General features: G+C 54.0%; 22 protein-coding genes and 2 pseudogenes. All 24 read left to right on the top strand.

Annotated features, from left to right (window positions below; all coding sequences use genetic code 11):
• The first annotated feature begins 192 nt into the window (after positions 1-192).
• Entirely contained in the window at positions 193-1,446 is a 1,254-nt protein-coding gene (locus tag ACT3IC_RS23380; RefSeq protein WP_473479840.1) for a tyrosine-type recombinase/integrase, read from the top strand.
• 11 nt (positions 1,447-1,457) lie between these two features.
• Positions 1,458-2,396 (top strand): hypothetical protein, encoded by a 939-nt coding sequence (locus ACT3IC_RS23375; protein ID WP_473479837.1) that lies wholly within the window; start codon positions 1,458-1,460, stop codon positions 2,394-2,396.
• A 91-nt stretch (positions 2,397-2,487) separates the two neighbouring features.
• Positions 2,488-2,706: a helix-turn-helix transcriptional regulator gene (locus ACT3IC_RS23370; protein ID WP_441121951.1), complete on the top strand. Its 219-nt coding sequence runs from the start codon at positions 2,488-2,490 to the stop codon at positions 2,704-2,706.
• The gene (locus tag ACT3IC_RS23365) at positions 2,706-3,149 is read left to right on the top strand and encodes a hypothetical protein (RefSeq protein ID WP_473479835.1); all 444 of its coding nucleotides are present in this window, start codon (positions 2,706-2,708) and stop codon (positions 3,147-3,149) included. Before ACT3IC_RS23370 ends, ACT3IC_RS23365 begins: the two co-directional genes overlap by 1 nt.
• A gap of 8 nt (positions 3,150-3,157) precedes the next feature.
• Positions 3,158-3,877, top strand: a complete 720-nt coding sequence (locus ACT3IC_RS23360) for a Rha family transcriptional regulator (RefSeq protein ID WP_473479846.1) — start codon at positions 3,158-3,160, stop codon at positions 3,875-3,877.
• Complete coding sequence (locus ACT3IC_RS23355; RefSeq protein ID WP_473479832.1) at positions 3,870-4,637, top strand: ash family protein; 768 nt, start codon at positions 3,870-3,872, stop codon at positions 4,635-4,637. Before ACT3IC_RS23360 ends, ACT3IC_RS23355 begins: the two co-directional genes overlap by 8 nt.
• Complete coding sequence (locus ACT3IC_RS23350; RefSeq protein WP_473479829.1) at positions 4,630-4,824, top strand: hypothetical protein; 195 nt, start codon at positions 4,630-4,632, stop codon at positions 4,822-4,824. The genes ACT3IC_RS23355 and ACT3IC_RS23350 overlap by 8 nt, the downstream gene beginning before the upstream one ends.
• Positions 4,821-5,084: a nicotinic acetylcholine receptor subunit beta gene (locus tag ACT3IC_RS23345; protein ID WP_473479827.1), complete on the top strand. Its 264-nt coding sequence runs from the start codon at positions 4,821-4,823 to the stop codon at positions 5,082-5,084. Before ACT3IC_RS23350 ends, ACT3IC_RS23345 begins: the two co-directional genes overlap by 4 nt.
• Positions 5,081-5,302, top strand: a complete 222-nt coding sequence (locus ACT3IC_RS23340) for a hypothetical protein (RefSeq protein WP_473479825.1) — start codon at positions 5,081-5,083, stop codon at positions 5,300-5,302. The genes ACT3IC_RS23345 and ACT3IC_RS23340 overlap by 4 nt, the downstream gene beginning before the upstream one ends.
• A gap of 89 nt (positions 5,303-5,391) precedes the next feature.
• The gene (locus tag ACT3IC_RS23335) at positions 5,392-5,913 is read left to right on the top strand and encodes a hypothetical protein (protein ID WP_473479843.1); all 522 of its coding nucleotides are present in this window, start codon (positions 5,392-5,394) and stop codon (positions 5,911-5,913) included.
• A 10-nt stretch (positions 5,914-5,923) separates the two neighbouring features.
• On the top strand, positions 5,924-6,268 hold the full coding sequence (locus ACT3IC_RS23330) for a hypothetical protein (RefSeq protein WP_473479821.1): 345 nt from the start codon (positions 5,924-5,926) through the stop codon (positions 6,266-6,268).
• Entirely contained in the window at positions 6,261-9,005 is a 2,745-nt protein-coding gene (locus ACT3IC_RS23325) for a DUF927 domain-containing protein (protein ID WP_473479819.1), read from the top strand. The genes ACT3IC_RS23330 and ACT3IC_RS23325 overlap by 8 nt, the downstream gene beginning before the upstream one ends.
• Before the next feature lie 179 nt (positions 9,006-9,184).
• On the top strand, positions 9,185-9,634 hold the full coding sequence (locus ACT3IC_RS23320) for a single-stranded DNA-binding protein (protein ID WP_473479817.1): 450 nt from the start codon (positions 9,185-9,187) through the stop codon (positions 9,632-9,634).
• An 11-nt stretch (positions 9,635-9,645) separates the two neighbouring features.
• Positions 9,646-10,122: a ProQ/FINO family protein gene (locus ACT3IC_RS23315; protein ID WP_473479814.1), complete on the top strand. Its 477-nt coding sequence runs from the start codon at positions 9,646-9,648 to the stop codon at positions 10,120-10,122.
• Positions 10,106-11,095: a helix-turn-helix domain-containing protein gene (locus tag ACT3IC_RS23310; protein ID WP_473479810.1), complete on the top strand. Its 990-nt coding sequence runs from the start codon at positions 10,106-10,108 to the stop codon at positions 11,093-11,095. The genes ACT3IC_RS23315 and ACT3IC_RS23310 overlap by 17 nt, the downstream gene beginning before the upstream one ends.
• The gene (locus ACT3IC_RS23305; RefSeq protein ID WP_248194050.1) at positions 11,088-11,390 is read left to right on the top strand and encodes a PerC family transcriptional regulator; all 303 of its coding nucleotides are present in this window, start codon (positions 11,088-11,090) and stop codon (positions 11,388-11,390) included. The genes ACT3IC_RS23310 and ACT3IC_RS23305 overlap by 8 nt, the downstream gene beginning before the upstream one ends.
• A 111-nt stretch (positions 11,391-11,501) precedes the next feature.
• The gene (locus ACT3IC_RS23300) at positions 11,502-11,828 is read left to right on the top strand and encodes a superinfection immunity protein (protein ID WP_473479807.1); all 327 of its coding nucleotides are present in this window, start codon (positions 11,502-11,504) and stop codon (positions 11,826-11,828) included.
• A 132-nt stretch (positions 11,829-11,960) separates the two neighbouring features.
• Complete coding sequence (locus ACT3IC_RS23295; protein WP_032616703.1) at positions 11,961-12,131, top strand: hypothetical protein; 171 nt, start codon at positions 11,961-11,963, stop codon at positions 12,129-12,131.
• Positions 12,131-12,466 carry a hypothetical protein gene (locus ACT3IC_RS23290; protein WP_063160361.1) on the top strand — a complete coding sequence of 112 codons (336 nt, stop codon included), beginning with the start codon at positions 12,131-12,133 and terminating at the stop codon, positions 12,464-12,466. The genes ACT3IC_RS23295 and ACT3IC_RS23290 overlap by 1 nt, the downstream gene beginning before the upstream one ends.
• A gap of 7 nt (positions 12,467-12,473) precedes the next feature.
• Positions 12,474-15,152 (top strand): tape measure protein, encoded by a 2,679-nt coding sequence (locus tag ACT3IC_RS23285; RefSeq protein WP_473479802.1) that lies wholly within the window; start codon positions 12,474-12,476, stop codon positions 15,150-15,152.
• A gap of 84 nt (positions 15,153-15,236) precedes the next feature.
• Positions 15,237-15,554 (top strand): HGGxSTG domain-containing protein, encoded by a 318-nt coding sequence (locus ACT3IC_RS23280; protein WP_473479799.1) that lies wholly within the window; start codon positions 15,237-15,239, stop codon positions 15,552-15,554.
• Between the two features lie 28 nt (positions 15,555-15,582).
• Positions 15,583-15,954, top strand: coding sequence for a hypothetical protein (locus ACT3IC_RS23275; RefSeq protein ID WP_473479797.1), 372 nt, complete (start codon positions 15,583-15,585; stop codon positions 15,952-15,954).
• Positions 15,955-16,310: 356 nt separating this feature from the next.
• Positions 16,311-16,388: pseudogene (locus ACT3IC_RS23270) on the top strand (putative metallopeptidase); the annotation flags it as partial.
• 35 nt (positions 16,389-16,423) lie between these two features.
• Positions 16,424-16,567 (top strand): annotated as a pseudogene (locus tag ACT3IC_RS23265) (DUF2280 domain-containing protein); the annotation flags it as partial.
• Positions 16,568-18,052: the final 1,485 nt, after the last annotated feature.

The following is an 18,052-nucleotide window of genomic DNA, read 5'->3' as shown; positions in this document are numbered from 1 at the left end:
AATGTGGAGTTAAGCGTCACGAAAAATCACCAGCAGTCACCATCTTCCATAAAGCCCGCTATATGGGGGTTTTTTAGTGTCACCAGCTATCATCCGATATCAAGAGAGCGCATAATCAGTGTGTACCCAAAGGTGTAACCAAAAAAGCCATTGGGTCACTTTCAATGATTGGGTACACGCTGGTGGGTGGATATGGCAAAACTAACTGATATGCAGATCAAAGCATGGGTGAGGGCAGGCGAACGATTTGAGGGCCGCTCTGATGGGAATGGGCTTTATTTGCGTTACCGCGAAGTTGACCGAGTTCCTGTGTGGCGGTTCAGGTACAAGATTGCTGGAAAGGCCCGGGCGATGGTTATCGGTTCGTATGCTGATCTGAGTCTTGCTAAAGCACGAGAAGCAGCTAAGGAGCTTTCGGCTCGTGTAGCTTTGGGTTTTGATGTCGCCGGGGAAAAGCAGCAGCGCAAGGCTGATGCTGTCGCAAGGATAGAAGCAGATAAGAGTGCTGTCCGTGTCCAGGATCTAATTAATGACTTCTATGCTCGCCATATCCTCCCCTCATTCAAGAACCCCCAGATTTATAAAAAAGTCGCTGACTCCAACATTGGTGCCTTGATTGGCAGCATGAAAGTTGAGGACGTAAAACCTCGGCATGTTGATGATGTTTTACGATCGGTGCGTGACCGTGGCGCTTTGACTGTGGCGAACGACGTGCTGCGCATGATGAAGAAGATTTTTGACTTCGCAGTTGTTCGCGGCCTGATTGAAGTGAACCCGGCCATGCCGTTCACGGCAAAGGATGCAGGCGGAAAAGAAGAGAGCAGAAAGCGATTCCTGACTCGTACTGAACTGGCACGCCTGTTTGATGCCATGCACCACGTTAAAGCATTTACCAGAGAGAATGAACTGACCGTTAAGCTACTGCTTGCGCTTTGTGTAAGGAAAATGGAGCTCTGCGCAGCACTGGTGAATGAGTTCGATCTCGATAACGCGGTCTGGCATCTTCCTGGCGAGAGAACTAAGACAGGGGAGGAAATAGATATCCCATTGGCCGAGCCGGTAATTGGCTGGCTGAAGGAGTTGAAAGCCTTATCCTGCGGTAGTAAGTGGTTATTGCCAGCCAGAAAACTGCGCCTTACAGCGCACGTCAGCAGTTCAGTGCTTAACACCGCCTTTCCACACATACTGGCAGTCATGCCGGATGTTGAATCATTCAGTGTGCATGACTTCCGACGCACAGCCAGAACGCATCTGGCAGCCCTTGGCGTGGATCCGATCATCGCGGAGAGATGCCTTAACCATAAAATACCAGGGGTAGAGGGTGTCTATAACCGGCATCAGTATTTCAATGAGCGGAAGGCCGCGCTGGCTCTGTGGGCTGATCTGCTGGTGGCGCTGGAGAGCGGTGAAGATTACAACGTGACCCCTATTAAGAAATCTAATTAACGGACCGCATTATGAAGATGATACCGCCAAATACTTATTTTCCTCTTTCTAGAGCTGCCGCTTTACTTGAAATCGAGGTTGAGGATTTGTTGCATATGGGCTTTACGGGAGCTATCCATCTTGGCGTGATTCTGGAAGGGTTACCTTCTGTGCATGTTCAACACGTCGATAAACATGGAGATGTTATTTATAACGACTCCTTCGACCCTGAATGTCTAGAGAATTCAGAGTTTTATTATTTTGATCCACATTTATATGAAGGGCAGCAAAAAGAAATCCATGGGGGCCTTCAAAGTACGGGGCTTGCGTCAGGGCTGTGGCATATCAATAGAGGAACGGTAGGTCAAATTTTACAGTATGGTTCAGGTGTTATGGGGTTATTTCTCACACCCTCATACGACAATGTAGATTTCGATAACTTTAACTATATTGAAATGATAATGCTTTCATGTGCGCATGAATTTGATTTGCCAGAGGATATCTTTCCAGATCAAGAAGCCGCAAAAAAAGACATTATGCGACAGAGCGAGCAGATACTCACAGCGAATGATTTGTATATTTCAAGGGCCTGGCTTCTTCACATCAGAGAATGCATGGAAAATTGTACGGCAATTACCCCAAGACTGAAGACGCCCCAAACGGCGATTAGCAAAATAGAGATTACAGCCCAAGAACACGGGAATGCTAAGCGTTTCAGCCAGAATCGTGAAAACTGCCTGATGGCACTTATTTATACGAAGAGAACCTACCCTGAAGAATGTAAAAACGGCAGTGGTATTGAAACGAACGATGCCTGGGCCGCAGCAACGTTAGACCACTGGCATTCTGTTGGCGCTGGATACTCTCAACCTTCAGCTGATTTTCTCACAAAAATCATTTCTGATATGGGTCGCATTCCAAGTGAACGAACCACCGCTGGGAAACCTAAGGTAGTTGATACTAAAAAGTAGTCTCATGATGCTAATTTTTAGTGTCGTTCACTTCATTGATGATATTTACTTTAATCCCCGTAACACCAACTATCACAGGAGTTACGGGGCTATGAATACCTCTCAAACGGCATCATCAGCCATACCTACCTCGGGATACATTCGCCGCTTTCGCATGCCAGAGCTGCTGGGCGTATCCATGCCTACCATTGATCGCTGGGTGAAGAACGGCAAGCTGCCTCGCCCAATTAAGCTTAGCGATAGCGTTACCGCATTTGACGCTGTGGAAATTAATAACTGGCTGGCAGAACGCCGCGGGAAGGTGGCCTGATGGAAATAAAAAACGCTCGTGCCACCGAGCGTCATATCGAACTGAACCATGCACCTGCGCAATTGGAAGTTGCTGGTTCTAATGATAACCAGCAGCGCACCACAAAACCAGTGCCCAAAAAGCATAAAGCGCGTGTCCTTATCCTTCGCTCTGGCGCAGCCGGCATCACTGAAAATGAGATCCTGCGTTATTGCCGCCTTTCCTCTGGCCGCAATTATTTGTCGGACCTCGAAAGACGCCTCGATATCCAGTTTGAACGCATCGACGAGCCTAACCCTGATGGCATTGGCAGCCACTACCGCTACCGCTTCATTAAGCGCGCCGACGTGCAGAAGGTGATCACTCTCGTTAATGCCAGCGCAGCGACTAACGGCCACCAGCCCCTCAATCAGCTGGATGTTGACGATATTCTGAAACTGTACCCGGACAACGCCGCCGAATAAGGAAAATCCTGATGAAAAATAATATGACCTTTATCGGTCAGGGCCTCGCTCACCCTGCAGCCAGCCAGAATGACATTTTAATTAATCATAAATCCGAGCCGCGCATTGATTCCCGCGTCATTTCAGAGCGAGCCGGAATACAGCATGAAAGCCTGGGGGCAACGATTAAATCGCATCAGGGCAGATTACGTGAGCTGGGATCGCTGCCCCGTCAGTCACTCAAAGAATTACCCGATTTGAAATCGGGAAAATCCGGGCGCAAACGTGGGCGTCCTGAGATCAGCTATCTGCTGAATGAGCCCCAGCTCGACTATCTGCTGCGTATCATCCGTGGGCGTGACCCTGAGCGTATTAACCAGTTCAAGCTGGATGTCACTAAGGCATTCACCGGTCGTCGTGCCACCCAGCCGGTACGGCGTGAATATCTGCCCGGTTATCACGAAAGCCGTGACGGTCTTAAAGCACTGGGCGCGCAGCGTCACCACTACATCAATCTGGCGCGTGCTGAAAACCGCGTAGCTGGCCTGTCAGATGGCGAACGCGGCTCAGCAGATGCGCAGCAATTGGGCGTATTGATTGTTATGCAGAAGATTGAGCAGGCCGCATTCCAGGAAGCGATTAACAGCGGCATGACCCCGACAGATGCTGTGAGAGAGGTGGCTAAGCGCATGGAGGCGTTCGCCAGCCTTATGAGCGGCAACACCACTCTGGGGGTAGGCCATGCTTAAAAATGCTCTGAATCAAGTTTTGCACCCTCTGCACAAAAAGGGCTTGCCGTTCATCCCTAACCAGGTTTATGGTTATAGCGTACCAGCAAAATCTGGTACCGGGTTTCGCAGCCCGGAAATGTACAAGGCGACACATGACGCGCCGAGCGTCTTTTTTTGTGTCGAAGGTTTGGCTCACACTTTTTTTGGTGATGTGGTTATAATCCGCGTCTCTCACAAAATTATGGTGGGCTGGATGGGGCAGCCGAAAGGCTGGCCGGTTTCCTTGTACGCCGGTACTGCGAACCCTGTCCAGCTCATCACCAGTGAGTTTCGCAGCTCCGGTGATGGGATTTATTCCCAGTACAAGGAGGCTGCCAAATGTTGGCTACTACCCCTACCCAAAATCCGCAATTCATCTGGATTATTGCCGCAATTCGCCGCGATTGTCCGACAATCAAGCCTGTTCTCCACCATGTTGCTGCTGCGACTGAGCGTGATGCTCGTCGCTCTCTGGTGCGTGATCACGTCTGTTTCTTTGCTGGCCGCATCTCTGTGCAGGGGGCGCGCCATGATTAAGACCTACGATCTCCCAGTCGACCCTATAGAACGTTCGGCCAACCTCATTTCTCTGGCATTGCTGATGGATGAAGTGCTGAAAGGTAACGCTGACAGCCGGGATGAATACCTGGCTGCCCTCATTTCTCTCTTCGAAGTGTACGCCCGCGACTTACACACTCTGCTGGAAGGTCACGCATTGCCGGAGGTGGCCCATGACTAAGCCTTCGCATAAAGCCCGCATTGCGGATGCCATGAAATGTATTGAGCAGGCTTCTGCCGTACTGATTGCCATCAGCCATTCTGCTGACAACATGGAGTCCTGCGATATTTCTGACGCCATTGATGCCTGTTCAGGGCTGGTTAATAAAGCTCGCGCTGACCTGGCGATTCTGGAGGGCGAAGCATGAAGATCGATATCCTTTATCGCCATCCGGCAGATTTAGCGGCCGAAGCCATGCTTGGCCGTTTGCATAGTTATTCCGCCACATCCACTCAAGCAAATCGAACCGTTGAGCGCATGACCCGCACCCGTGCCGGGCTGGTTTACATCATGACTGAACTTCTTCCCTCTCTCGATAAAGAAAAGGGCCAAGAGCTTTATTGCTGGCTGGATAAAGTGCTGACCCTGGTTGATATAACACGCATTGATGCGGAGGGTGATGTATGAGCCATTTACAGCTGATCGATGCCACCTGCCAGGTAGAGCAGGCACAGGCTGTTTTATCTATGTGGCTGGAAAGCACCACAAAAGACTCCCACCCCGATCTGTCGCGTCTTATCGGTTCCGTCCTCACGCTGTTGCATGGCGTCCCGGAGGCAATGGAAGAGGCAGAGTCCCAGCTCGCTGATTACGTGATGCGCGAACACCGGGAGGGTAAGGAATGAGCAACGTTCTGTCATTTCCTGAAAAGCCAGGGAATTCAGGCTTTATCAGTGTTGAAGCCACGCCAGATGGTATCCGGCTTGATAACCGGCTGGTGGGCTATGCAACCGCGATGCGTCAGCTTGATGCCGGGCGCTTTGATGCCTCGCTGAGTGACGGCTTGCGCGTAGCAGCGGAGATCCAGCTTGGTGAAACCCGTGGCTGGTTCAGACCGACAGACGAACAAATGGCGCTTATATGGCGCTGGATTGTGGCCTGCCTGTTTATCTGTGAGCAGCAACGTGCCAACGGCACCGTAGATGTGGCTAACGAGGATGGCGGGACTGATCGGGCGGTTATCTATGCAGGACAGCAGGGGAGTATCTGCGTCTATCCAGCGCCAGAACGGTTCTCACTGGCGAGCCATATCGAGGCGCTGGCGATAGAAAAATACGGAGTGGAAACAGGCCTGCCACTGGCTGTGAAGATGTATCAGGGCATGACCGAGGTCGACTCCCATGGCGGGGCGCTGCGTCTATCTCAGATGGGGCGTGAAGGGCTGACAATGCTTCACGATGGATTTATTGAAATGCTGCGTACCGAAGGCATGCCAGCAGCACCGACAGCGCACTAAGGGAGGCAATATGATCACCAAAAATTTCTGTCTGAATGCGCTGGCAAACCAGTACGTAGCGGCACTGTACCAGCACATTACCACCACCAGCGGCGGGCACTTCATGATTGACGCAGGCAGCCAGCCCATACGTGTTGAGATTGCCGGTGGCGTTAAAGGCGTCCGGGACTTAATCGACGGCTACGCGCTGGAGGCGCTAAAGGAGCATTACCAGCACGGACAGTGGGAGGGCATCGGCATTGAGCTGCTTGGTCGCTGCGTAAATGCTGGCGGCCTGACGCCTGCCGGTATTGAGATCTGGCAAAGCATGACTGCTGATATGGGTGCGACCGTAGCCGGGAGGGGTAATGCGTAATATCGACCTTATCCATGAGGTGACGCACGCCGCGGCTGGTCAGTGGCCTTTTGTCCTGGCTGGCCTGAATATTGACGTGCCTGATTCCCCCAGGAAGCACACCGCATGCCCTGCGTGCGGCGGCAAAGATCGCTTCCGGTTTGACGACGACGGTCGAGGCGCGCACTTCTGTAACTCCTGTGGTGCTGGTGACGGGCTGGAGCTGGTGAAGAAGGTGAACAACTGCGACGCCACCCGGGCCGCGCAACTGGTGGCCGATGCGCTGGGCATGAATGTGCATGGCATGCGCGAGCCATCCAGTCAGGGCGGTGACCTTCAGCAACAGTCACAGGCCGACCGCCGGGCGGTGCTGGCGCAGAAGCAGGAAGAAGAACGGGCGGCGCGCGCTACCCGCTTCACTGCGAAGCTTATGGCGCTGACGGCGCAGGCGCAGCCGGGTGAACCGGCGTATCTGGCTGGCAAGGGCCTGCCGGGCTTTACGTTTCCTGTTCTGCCTGATGGGGCGCTGCTGCTGGTGCTGGTGAATGAGGCCGGCGACACGGTGGCCGCGCAGACCATAACGGCAGATGGTGAAAAGCGTCTGCTTACCGGTTCGGCGAAGAAAGGCTCTTTCTGCGTGGTTAATTCCGGTGAATCACCGGAAACGGTGATTATTGCCGAAGGGCTAGCAACCGTCCTGTCTGCTCATCTGATGCGCCCTGATGCGCTGGCGGTGGTCGCCATTGACGCCGGTAACCTGCTGCCCGTAGCCAAGGTGATGCGCCAGCAGTATCCGCAGGCGCATATCATTATTGTCGCCGACAACGATATCAAGCCGGATGAGCCCAATACGGGTAGAGAGGCCGCTGAGAAAGCAGCTGCCGCTGTTAATGGCAGCGTGGCGCTGCCGCCTGGCGATCACAAAGCCGACTGGAACGACTACCACCAGCAGCACGGGCTGGAGAACGCCAGCGCCGCTTTTAACGATTCGCTGTACCTGCCGCAAGGAGAAGAAGTGACTGCGCCAGCAGAAGTCATTGAGATCGGCTCTCATGCCAGCCAGAAACGTAATCCGCAGAAGCCATATGTGGACAGCCGCCGCAATGGCCTTTACTGGGTGGAGCCAAAAGAAAAGGGCGGGGAGGTCACCGAGGTTGAGAGCCTGCTTTGCTCCGCTCTGGATGTGGTTGGGGTAGGTATCGACGATAACAGAACGCGTTATCTGGTATTGCGCTGGCGGGCGCTGGGCGCAAAGGAAGAGACGACGCAGGCGATCCCCCTGGCAGATATTGGCGAAAGGGAGGGATGGCGCACTCTCAAAGCGGGCGGGCTGTATGTGACCACCAAAAGCGGTCTGCGTGCGACCCTGGCGGACTGGCTACAGAGTCAGGCCCACAGAGGGGATATCTGGCGTATTGCCCAGGCTACAGGCTGGCAGTGCGGCGCATATCTGATGCCTGACGGTGACATTATCGGAACCCCTGAAATACCGGTGCTGTTTAATGGCCGCAGCTCCGCGGCGTCAGGTTACACCACCAGCGGTACGGCTGAGAGCTGGCGTGACAGCGTGGCGCATCTGGCCGGGGGTAACTACTCCATGATGACGGGTATTGCGGCGGCGCTGGCGGCCCCGCTGATTGGCCTCGCCGGAGCTGACGGGTTCGGGATCCATTTCTACGAGCAGTCGAGCGCCGGTAAGACCACCACGGCTAACGTGGCGGCCAGCCTGTATGGCAATCCTGATGTGCTGCGTCTGACGTGGTACGGCACGGCGCTGGGGCTGGCAAACGAAGCCGCCGCACACAATGACGCACTGATGCCCCTGGATGAAATCGGCCAGGGTGCGGATCCGGTGGAGGTCTATAAGTCGGCTTATGCGCTGTTCAACGGTACCGGGAAACTGCAGGGAGCCAAAGAGGGCGGTAACCGCGAGCTGAAGCGCTGGCGCACTGTTGCCATCAGCACCGGAGAGGTGGATCTCGAGACATTCATTGCTGGTGCCGGACGCAAGGCAAAGGCCGGGCAACTGGTGCGCCTGCTCAATATCCCACTGAGTAAGGCGATTCGCTTTCACGGCCATGAAAGCGGTAAGCACCACGCCGATGCGTTGAAAGATGCGTATCAGAGCCACCATGGCGCTGCTGGCCGCGCATGGGTTCAGTGGCTGGCTGATCACCAGCAGGAGGCTGTTAACGCTGTGCGTGAGGCGGAGGCCCGCTGGCGCGGGATTATTCCGGCTGACTACGGCGAGCAGGTTCATCGCGTGGGAGCGCGTTTCGCCATTCTGGAGGCGGCGCTAATGGCGGGGCGGGTGATCACCGGGTGGGATGAGCAGACCTGCCGTGATGCGATTCAGTACAGCTTTAATGCCTGGATCCGGGAATTCGGTACCGGGAATAAAGAGCATCAGCAAATCATCGAGCAGACCGAAGCATTCCTCAATGCTCACGGGCTTAGCCGGTTCGCACCATTCCCGTATGACCCGGGAAGCCTGCCCATTGCCAACCTGGCAGGGTACCGCCAGAAAGGCGGGCATGACGCTGACCCGGTGGTGTTCTACACCTTCCCGGCCGCTTTTGAAAAAGAGATAGCGCAGGGTTTCAACGCGAAGATGTTTGCTGAGGTGCTGAAAAATGCCGGCATGCTGACCCCGCCAAATACAGGCCGTGGGTACCAGCGCAAGTCTCCGCGCATTGATGGCAGGCAAATCAATGTTTACGTGATTCAGTATCAACCGGAGGGGAGCCAGCCAGAGTAAGTAACTCTCTCATGTGCGTAGTTTTAGTGTTGGTTCAGTTGGTTCAGTTGGTTCAGTGTTTTTATGTGACTGTTATTTAAGGATTCATGCTAAAAAATTGAACCAACACTGAACCAACAAATGCCCTTTTTGAACCAACACAAACCCCGGATTTCAGCATAACAGACAGGTAAAAGACGATGACAGCACAAATTTCAGCATACGGTCGGCTGGTGGCGGATGTGCAGAGCCGCACGACCAGCAACGATAAACCGATGGCATTTACCCGCATGGCGGTGACGCTGCCATGCCAGAAAGCAGAGAACGGAGAGGCCACCTTCTGGCTGGCGATTACTGCTTTCGGCAGACAGGCCGAGGCGCTGGCGAAGCATCAGAAGGGCGACATGGTCAGCGTGGCGGGCAATATGCAGGTGAACCAGTGGACAGGTAACGACGGTGGCACACAGACCGGGTATCAGGTGATCGCCGACAGCGTGATCAGCGCCAGAACGGCGCGCCCGGGCGGGAAGAAAGGCCAGCAGGGGCAGGCAACCGACGCGCTACGCCGTTCGCAGGAGCAGCGTCCACCAGTGCAGGGATACGAAGATTACGACCAGACCCCGCCTTATGACGATCACGCACCATTCTGAGGATGCAGAAAATGACAGAACATAAACGGCCCGTATTAAGCCTGAAACGCGCCACAACAGGCGCAGCGGCAAAACCATCCGCTAGCACGACAACAGCAGAGAAAACCGCTCATGCAGGCTCTGGCACAACCACAGGCACAAAGAGCAGTCGGCACAACCGCAAAAAGCTTGATCTGCTGATCACTCACTGGCCTGCAGCTTTTAACCTGGACGCACCACGCCCGCTGGCAATTGGCACCGCCGAAATGATATCAGCCGATATGTGCGCCCGGGGCATTACCGGGGCGGGCAAGATCCGGGCCGCCGTTGCGATGTACACCCGGCGCGCAATCTATCTGAAAGCACTGATCGCAGGCGGAGCGCGTTATAACCTCGCGGGGGAACCGGTCGGAGAGGTGACGCCGGAGCAGCAACGACTGGCGCGAGAAAACCTCTCTGCCATGAACAGTAAGATCACGGTAAGGGGTGACCATGCGCCTGACGCCTGAACAAAAAGCGGAGATCATCCGCCTCAAACGCCGCGGCCTGGGATACGGCCGCATCTCCGGTGAATTGGGAATCAAAACCACTACGGTGCGCGCCGTCTGTAAGCGTAGCGGCCTCTTTGATGATAACCCGGCCCACGTAGCGCTGTTTACCATCCCGGCCCCGGTTCACAGCAGCGAACTGGCGACGGTGAAGCCGCTGCCGCCGCAGGAAGTGGTGACCGGGCATAAGCAAACCGACGCTTATCTCTGGGTACTGGAGGTGATAAAACTGAACGAACCGGCGCACCTGGCCGCCGCCGAGGAAGCCCTGCAGAAGCTGACCATCAAACCGAAGGAAGCAGAGAAGCGGTACCGGGACTGGCTTGTGCTCAATGGCACAGACCTGCTCAACGTGGCGTTCGGCACGATGTTTATGGATAACCCGCAGCACTTCCTCAACCGGGCCAGAAGCAATATCGACAGTGCCCGTCAGGTAAGAGCGCACTACGGCAGCTATGATGCCGCGATGGAGCCGGTGGCAGCAGAACTGCTGATTGAACAGTCGGCGCTGCTGGTGGGGGATGACTTCGGCATGACGGAAGAGGAGGCGTCCAGTGGCGCTATATCTGGCGCGGATCGTTACTTTGAAGTCGAAGATGCCCGTAAGGCAGCGCATGACGGATTTTGCGATGTCCTGCCAGATCCGCACACTCTTTCTGATGTGGTGCGCGAGTTTGAATACTGGGACTGGCTGTATAAGATGCGCCACACCGCCAGCAAGGAGCTGGGATGGCAATACGGCGCAGATCAAAGACAGGAAATTAGCGACCGGGAGGACTGGCTAGATGGCAAGCTGGTAACCCTGCGCCCACGCCACCAGCGCGAGGCGGTGGACGTGCTGAAATGGCTGCTACAGAGCGAGCGGCATGAGGGCAGGGATGAGATGGACACTATTCTGCTTAACCTGGTGGGAGGCGATACAGACCATGACTGAAGTTCAACGGGTGAGGGATGTGCTGGCGGAAGAACTGGAGGGTAAAGGCCTGTACCGCCGGGCGGCTTCCCGCTGGCTGGTCGTACTGGAGCAGTGCGCTGACGAGAAAGACCGGGAGTGGGTGGCCCTGCGACGGGGGCGTTGTATCGACAGTGCCAGGCTGCCTCCTGCACGCGCCGAAGACTTCGGGGATGTACGCCGGGCTGCTGGTGCCACACACACCAGAATGGGGCTGACGCAACTCAACGGAAGCGCGTTTCGGTTAAAGGGTAAGCGCGGAGATCAGCCGACATAATGGCTGGTTCAACGAGAAAAGATAACGTAATGTACACGGTATGCACTAACGCAATTATTAAAATTTTTGTTGGTGATAGGATTAGTGGCTTATTTCTCATTGGGGTGAAAAATGTCTGGATGGCATATTATTATTTTGGTGTTTGGCCTTGTGATCTATCTCCTGCCTGGAGTGATTGCCAGCTCAAGGATGCATAAAAACTCAACGGCCATATGGGTACTTAATATCGTACTTGGCTGGAGTTTTCTGGGGTGGGTTGCTGCGCTTGTTTGGGCTTTCACAAATCCAGGCGGTAACCAGGCAACAACCATGGATACTAAAGGGATCGAAACAGGCCACTCATTGAGCACTGATTTAAAAAAATGCCCCTACTGCGCAGAAGACGTCAAAAAAGAAGCTATCTTGTGCCGGTATTGTGGCAAAGACATTCCCGCCTGATAAACATCATCGTCAACGACCCCGCATTGCGGGGTTTTTTTTACGCCCATTCATTTCATTTTCTGCAATGATTGCCATTTGTGTTGCGTAAATTACAATAAAGATGACTGTATAAACATCAGGGGTAACACAATGAGCAGAGAACAGATGACCGTGGCCTTAGACCGGCAGCAAATGCAGGCGATTCGTGAGATGCAGGAGCAGCAACGTAAGAGCTCTCCAGTCGGATTAGCCCCAACCATTAACGCCATTGCCCGTGCGCTGGTCGCCAAAGGGCTTGAGTCTGTCAAGCGGGGTGAGTGATGGAGCAACTTCAACGACTGGCTGATGTGATCGCCGAAACGTATGTACGTGACCTGATTAGAGCGACGGGCAGCAATGAATTAACTGTTGATGGGTTTACGGGGAATATTGAGGTGGGGCTTCTGTCTGCGGGCCTGTATGGCAATGCGCTTCTGTCCTCGCAGAAAGAAACCGGTCGTACCGATGAGAAGAAAGCCTACTGGCTGCTGGCCGACTTAATCTCCCTCGATGGCCCTGAGTATCAACTTACGGAACATGGCACCAGCGCAATAAATAAAATGACGGAAATCTCACTGCGTAAACAGATTGCCGCAAAAAATAAAACCATACACTGAGGTGGCTATGAACGATAAGGTTGGCAGTTACTATGTCGATATTGATGCTGATGTAAGAAAGCTCCTGTCAGGGGCGCACGAGGCTGATGAGGCCTTAAAGATAATTGATAACTCCGTTAAAAAAACGGAGAAGTCGGCGAATAAATTAGACAGTAGCCTGAATCAATTGGGCGGCGGTTTTTCGCGCCTCGCCGTAGCCGTTAAAGGATACATCTCCATCCAGGCGCTGATGAAACTCCAGCAGGTATCCGAAGAGTTTACGTTACTCCAGGCCCGGGTTACGCGCCTGTCATCCGGCGCAGAGGAGGGGGCCAAAAGTTTCCAGCAACTGGTGAATATAGCCTCCGTTTCCGGTGCCAGCCTAGGCGATACAGTGAACCTCTGGCAGCAACTCACCGCAACGCTGAAAACCGTAGGCGCTACCAACAGCGACGTTAACCGGCTCGTTCTGACCCTGCAGAAGATTGGCACGATTGGCGGCTCATCCAGCCAGGAAATGGCAAACGCCCTCCGGCAGTTCATGCAGTCCGTTGCTGCCGGAAGAATTCAGGCTGAAGAATTCAACTCGGTACTGGAACAAATGCCGGAGCTGGCCCGTCAGATTGCTGCGGGGATGGGTGTCCCTTACGACCAACTGCGGCAGCTGATGCTGGCTGGCAAACTGGACATTGGCGAAGTTCTGGCGGCACTTGAGAAGCAGTCTGGTGAGGTTAACCAGCAGTTTGAAACGATGCCCCGCACCGTAACCCAGGCAACCAATGCCCTGATAACTCAGTTTGGGGTGGCGATATCGAAAATTGACAATGCCATCGGTGCGTCGCGCTATCTGGCGAAACTTCTGGATCAGACAGCAATGTCTATATCGGTGACTGCTGGAAACTCTGATGCTATCACCGCTTTAGATGCTCAGTTGGAATCGTTAAATAAAAAGTTAGCAGTGGCAGAGGCGCGTTATAACACCTTATCTAAAGCCTCTATTTACACTGATGGAGGCACAAAGGCTGAAGTAGACAATATTAAAGAGCAAATCGCCGCGCTTGAGCAGGCAAAGAAGCTCTACACGGATATGGGCAGGGTTTCATCAGGTCCGACAGATGGCTCCAAGCCCGCCTACATTACCAACCTCGAGAAGAAAACTGCCGAGAACAACGCGAATGCGATCATCCAGTCCGGACAGACACTCGTCGATAAGCTCACAAAGCAACGCGAGAAACTGAGCCAGTACAAAGCCCAGGGCCTGCTGGATGATAAAAAGTATGCAGACGCAACCGCGGTACTGGATAAGCAGATCGCCGAAGCCCGCCAAAAGCAGGACAAAGCGCCTAAAAACGCCTTTGCCCGCGGTGATGAAAGTATCAGCTCACTGCAAAGACAGATTGAAGTCCTGACAATGCGGTATGACGACAATACGCGTGAGGCTGCGCAATATAATGCGGTGGCCGCACTGGGTACGAAAGCTACCGATGCGCAAAAGGCGAAGGTCAGCGAGCTGGCCGGCACGCTATTTGATGCCCAGCAGCGCCAGAAAGACCTGAACGACGCGATCAGCAATGACCCGGTACGGAAGGAAAACAAATCCTATACGGACGCCAGAGAGCAGCTCAAGCGCCAGCTGGATGGTCAGATGATTGACCAGAAAACTCACGATCAACAGTCTGAGCAACTGGCGCAGCAGCACCAGATTAACCTGGCAAAAATCCGCGCCCAGCAGGTGACGTCTCCGCAACAGGCTGCTAAAGGGGAGATCGATCCCGTCCAACAGCTGGCAAACCAGCACGCTCAGGAGCTCGCCCTAATCCAGCAGTTTGAAACCCAAAAGGGACAGATAACCCAGCGCGGACTTGAGCTGGCGAACGCAGCAAACACCGAGTATGAACAGCAGCGTATCGCCGCGCTGTGGGAGATTTTCCGCAATCAAACCATGGCTAACGAGTTGCTGGCAGTGTCCATCGAATCACTCCAGAGCGGCGCAGCAAATGCGCTCACCGGCCTGTTGAATGGCACACAGAGCGTGTCTGAGGCGTTCGCCAATCTCGGCACATCGGTAATTAACGGTGTTGTCAGCAGCCTCGTGCAAATGGGTACGCAGTGGGTTATGTCGGCAATGATGGGGCAGGCGGCGCAGACCGGCGCAATAGCTGCGAACCAGGCGGCGGCTACGGCTGCGCTGGCGGCATCAACGCTGGCGGGCACAGCGGCGGCTACAACTCTTCTCTCTGCGTGGTCACCAGCAGCGATGGCGGCAAGTATCGCAACATCTGGTGGCGCGGCTACGGCGGGAATGGCTGGATATACCACGGCAATGGCAGGAACGAAGATAATGGCCGTTGCCGGTGCCCGCGAACACGGTGGCCCGGTTTCGCCTAACGCCATGTACCGCGTGGGCGAAGGTGGCAAACCTGAGATTTTCAAAGCCAGCACCGGTAAGCAGTACATGATCCCCGGTGATAATGGTCGCGTCATCAGTAACCGCGATATTGGCGGTGGTGGCGGCGGGTTCAATTACAGCCCGGTCATTCAGGTTAACGGAGATCCTACTGAGCAGACGCTTGCCATGCTCGAGGCCGCGGTCAAGCGAGGCGCTCAGCAGGGCTATGCCATGGCCGTCAGCGACGTCGCCAGCGGCAAAGGCAAGCTCTCCAACGCGCTGACCAACGGCTTCAACACAAGCCGGCGGCTGACGTAATCAGATTTTCGCCATTAGCTGGTGGTCAAGCCACCAGCCTACCCCATGAGAGGGTGACAAAAGTTGACATCGAGAGGCGCTTTAATGACTGACGATGAGAAGCGGAAGCTATACCGGGCGTGGGCTGAAGATTTAGATGGGCTGATACCGCTCCCGGATGCCTGCCGGGATCTGACGTGCGGCGCGATAACCAGAAAAGGCACCCCATGCAAAATGACAGCGCTTTACTCCTCTGGGCGCTGCAAATTACACGGCGGTAAGAGCACCGGCGCAAAGACGCCAGAAGGAAAGGCGAGGCAGTTAGAGGGATTCCGTCGCTGGCTAGAGGAAAAGCGCCAGGCGGGCGCTGATACGCAGAATGGCAGTACGCATATTGGTACGCAGCGAAACAGCACCTATTAAGTGCGTACTCGCCAATGAGAGGTGAATTATGGGCATCAAAGCCAGGGGTATGAGTAAGGTCAGGCGCAACATTTACCATATGATAAACGATGTGGCCGGGCGGCGGGCTGTTCGTGCCATTCAATCGGCATTGCATGAAGTTTCGATAGTCGCAGCTCTCTATACTCCGATCGACACCAGCACACTGATAAATTCCCAGTATCGCGAAGTCGTGACCAGTGGCAGCCGCATCACCGGCAGAATCGGCTATTCAGCCAACTACGCTATTTACGTCCAGGATCCGAATATCCCGCAGACGTTCAGACGCTCCACCGCAAAGAAAGAGTTCCTGCAGAAAGGTATCGAGGATGCGAAGCCGCAGATGATGGACGCTATTGCCCGAGAACTTTCGAGGCGGTGACGGGACATTGCGATCTGGCGATACCCGGAGCGGCCGGTAAAGGGGAGATTACTTTGACTGTATTTGACGGATTATAAAGCGACAAACATCCGCAGGCCACGCCACCGCAGGGCAGAGAGCAAATCAGCATCATAAGCCGTCAAGAATTCGCGCATATGACTACACTAGCGAGAACCTCCTTAACTGCGCAGCAAACCACGCATTTTGCCTTACCCCATGAGAGGTTGAGAAAACTTAATATGCGACTGCGTAATGTGGGCCTGCACTTCGCAGCTATCCGTAAGGGAAAACTAGGGGACTGCGCAGTACCCTGTTATGGATTGTTATGGTTGCGGAGGGCCTTATGAATATCCAGTGCGGCCAATGCGCCAGCAGAGGTCGCTCACCTCGATATCGCCAGATCATGCGGGACGTGCATGCTAAAACTGGCTTAATTGTTATATTAAGTTAGCTATGGAGGTAACCAACGGCAGCATTATCACCGGAGGTTAAGGCCTTTATAGTTCAGGCCTTAGCCTGCTTTGACACCCCAACGAAGGTGGTGGAGCAGGTGAAACAAGAGTTTGGCCTGACGGTAGCGCTACAGCAGGTTAAACAAAACGACCCGGCGAAGGTTCGCACTTTGGTTCGCAGGGTTTTGGCCTGTTATGGCGTGCGAACCAGTTGATCCGCCAAAGGACAAAAATGTCCTCTGGAAACTCCCGGGTTATGAGAGTTTGAGAATGACTGATAGTCACGCGCAAAAAGCCAGGGTAACGGGCTATCTTTCAGCTAGTCACTCTCGGCGCTGTCTTTGAGTGCGCCCGTCAGCTTGTCCAACGGTTGTCCAACGATGCGGCGAAAGGGGAGGGCTTAACCTAAAGGTGGGGGAATCCCCCTTTTGCCCATGTCTAGAACCTGTCAAAAGTTGTCATGTCGGTTTGAGAGCCAACGGCATTGGCTGACAAAACGGCGATGTTAAACAGGACAAAAATCCTCTTTAAAGGGCAGGATTCTGCCCTTTGATTCGCTCACCAACATACAGATTTCCTCGTATCAACATTACCGGGTTTGCGGGGATGTATTACCTTTATTCCCCTTTACACTTTTGCGCAGGGGTTTCGCTATGATGGCCCGCCACCAGCGGCAGATGGACGATTGGCTTTGAACTAATGCAAAGGTACATCCCGGTATGCAAACGCGAGGTATCCACACTGGTATCCACCAAAACGGCAGGTGTGCGATGGATACCTGCAGAGGGTAACCAGCACCAGTAACCACTTCTGGTAACCAGAGCGCTAGGTTTCCACCTGAGTGGTTTCCATCCTGGTTTCCGGCAAAACGCCGGTTGCCAAACGAGAGGTTGCCAGGCAGGTTGCCACCGAAAGCGCTATTTCAGAGCGGCAACTTAACGCATAGCCGTTGGAATTCACGCTTAGACTTCATGCTTAACAGCGCCAGCCAGTGAGGTATTCCACTGGCCGGCTGGTTTCCGATTGTGAAGGCGTTAAGAGTTTCGAGACCAGTACGCGCGCGAAGGTAGATTACTAACTGGAGTTTGGCTTTTACGCCCACCAGCATCCCTGTATAACTGCGGGAACTGAACCGCCACTAGGTGAGGGGCCTGTGTTAGCCTAGCGGTGCCGACAATTGATGGCCGGGCCTGTTTAGCGGTGGAGCAAACCAGCGCCACGGCGCGCGAGGTGATCAGCACTAAACCAGCATCAGACAAGACCTGTGCTGGTGGGTTACCCCCTAATTTTCCCGCATGAATAACGGTTAGCAGGCGGTGTGTTGGTTCACGGCCTCTTTATGTTGGTTCAAAATTGGGGTGTGTTGGTTCACTTTTTTGAAATAACCCGTTTAAAAACAAGCATCTTTACAAATTGAACCAACTGAACCAACTGAACCAACACTTTCTAAGTACACATGGAGTAAAAATGGTAGCGTGGAAAGGAAGATTGATTGATGTACTACTCTGTCCTTTGGACCGAAAAATCTAAGCGAAGGGGTAGCACTGTCGCTTGAAGTGTACCCATGAGTGTACACAAAATATTTTCATTAATGCGAATCCCTTTATTGATGGGACTTTTGGGCGCTATTGATGATTCAATTTGTG

It is taken from the genome of Leclercia sp. GHBNCSD (assembly GCF_055805075.1).
Note: the sequence above shows the minus strand (reverse complement) of the source record. Positions and strands in the feature narration are given on the sequence as shown.

Coding starts and splice junctions, on each gene's coding strand:
- ACT3IC_RS23380 (WP_473479840.1), top strand. CDS start 193: ATGGCAAAACTAACTGATATGCAGATCAAAGCATGGGTGAGGGCAGGC.
- ACT3IC_RS23375 (WP_473479837.1), top strand. CDS start 1,458: ATGAAGATGATACCGCCAAATACTTATTTTCCTCTTTCTAGAGCTGCC.
- ACT3IC_RS23370 (WP_441121951.1), top strand. CDS start 2,488: ATGAATACCTCTCAAACGGCATCATCAGCCATACCTACCTCGGGATAC.
- ACT3IC_RS23365 (WP_473479835.1), top strand. CDS start 2,706: ATGGAAATAAAAAACGCTCGTGCCACCGAGCGTCATATCGAACTGAAC.
- ACT3IC_RS23355 (WP_473479832.1), top strand. CDS start 3,870: ATGCTTAAAAATGCTCTGAATCAAGTTTTGCACCCTCTGCACAAAAAG.
- ACT3IC_RS23350 (WP_473479829.1), top strand. CDS start 4,630: ATGACTAAGCCTTCGCATAAAGCCCGCATTGCGGATGCCATGAAATGT.
- ACT3IC_RS23345 (WP_473479827.1), top strand. CDS start 4,821: ATGAAGATCGATATCCTTTATCGCCATCCGGCAGATTTAGCGGCCGAA.
- ACT3IC_RS23340 (WP_473479825.1), top strand. CDS start 5,081: ATGAGCCATTTACAGCTGATCGATGCCACCTGCCAGGTAGAGCAGGCA.
- ACT3IC_RS23330 (WP_473479821.1), top strand. CDS start 5,924: ATGATCACCAAAAATTTCTGTCTGAATGCGCTGGCAAACCAGTACGTA.
- ACT3IC_RS23325 (WP_473479819.1), top strand. CDS start 6,261: ATGCGTAATATCGACCTTATCCATGAGGTGACGCACGCCGCGGCTGGT.
- ACT3IC_RS23320 (WP_473479817.1), top strand. CDS start 9,185: ATGACAGCACAAATTTCAGCATACGGTCGGCTGGTGGCGGATGTGCAG.
- ACT3IC_RS23315 (WP_473479814.1), top strand. CDS start 9,646: ATGACAGAACATAAACGGCCCGTATTAAGCCTGAAACGCGCCACAACA.
- ACT3IC_RS23310 (WP_473479810.1), top strand. CDS start 10,106: ATGCGCCTGACGCCTGAACAAAAAGCGGAGATCATCCGCCTCAAACGC.
- ACT3IC_RS23305 (WP_248194050.1), top strand. CDS start 11,088: ATGACTGAAGTTCAACGGGTGAGGGATGTGCTGGCGGAAGAACTGGAG.
- ACT3IC_RS23300 (WP_473479807.1), top strand. CDS start 11,502: ATGTCTGGATGGCATATTATTATTTTGGTGTTTGGCCTTGTGATCTAT.
- ACT3IC_RS23295 (WP_032616703.1), top strand. CDS start 11,961: ATGAGCAGAGAACAGATGACCGTGGCCTTAGACCGGCAGCAAATGCAG.
- ACT3IC_RS23290 (WP_063160361.1), top strand. CDS start 12,131: ATGGAGCAACTTCAACGACTGGCTGATGTGATCGCCGAAACGTATGTA.
- ACT3IC_RS23285 (WP_473479802.1), top strand. CDS start 12,474: ATGAACGATAAGGTTGGCAGTTACTATGTCGATATTGATGCTGATGTA.
- ACT3IC_RS23280 (WP_473479799.1), top strand. CDS start 15,237: ATGACTGACGATGAGAAGCGGAAGCTATACCGGGCGTGGGCTGAAGAT.
- ACT3IC_RS23275 (WP_473479797.1), top strand. CDS start 15,583: ATGGGCATCAAAGCCAGGGGTATGAGTAAGGTCAGGCGCAACATTTAC.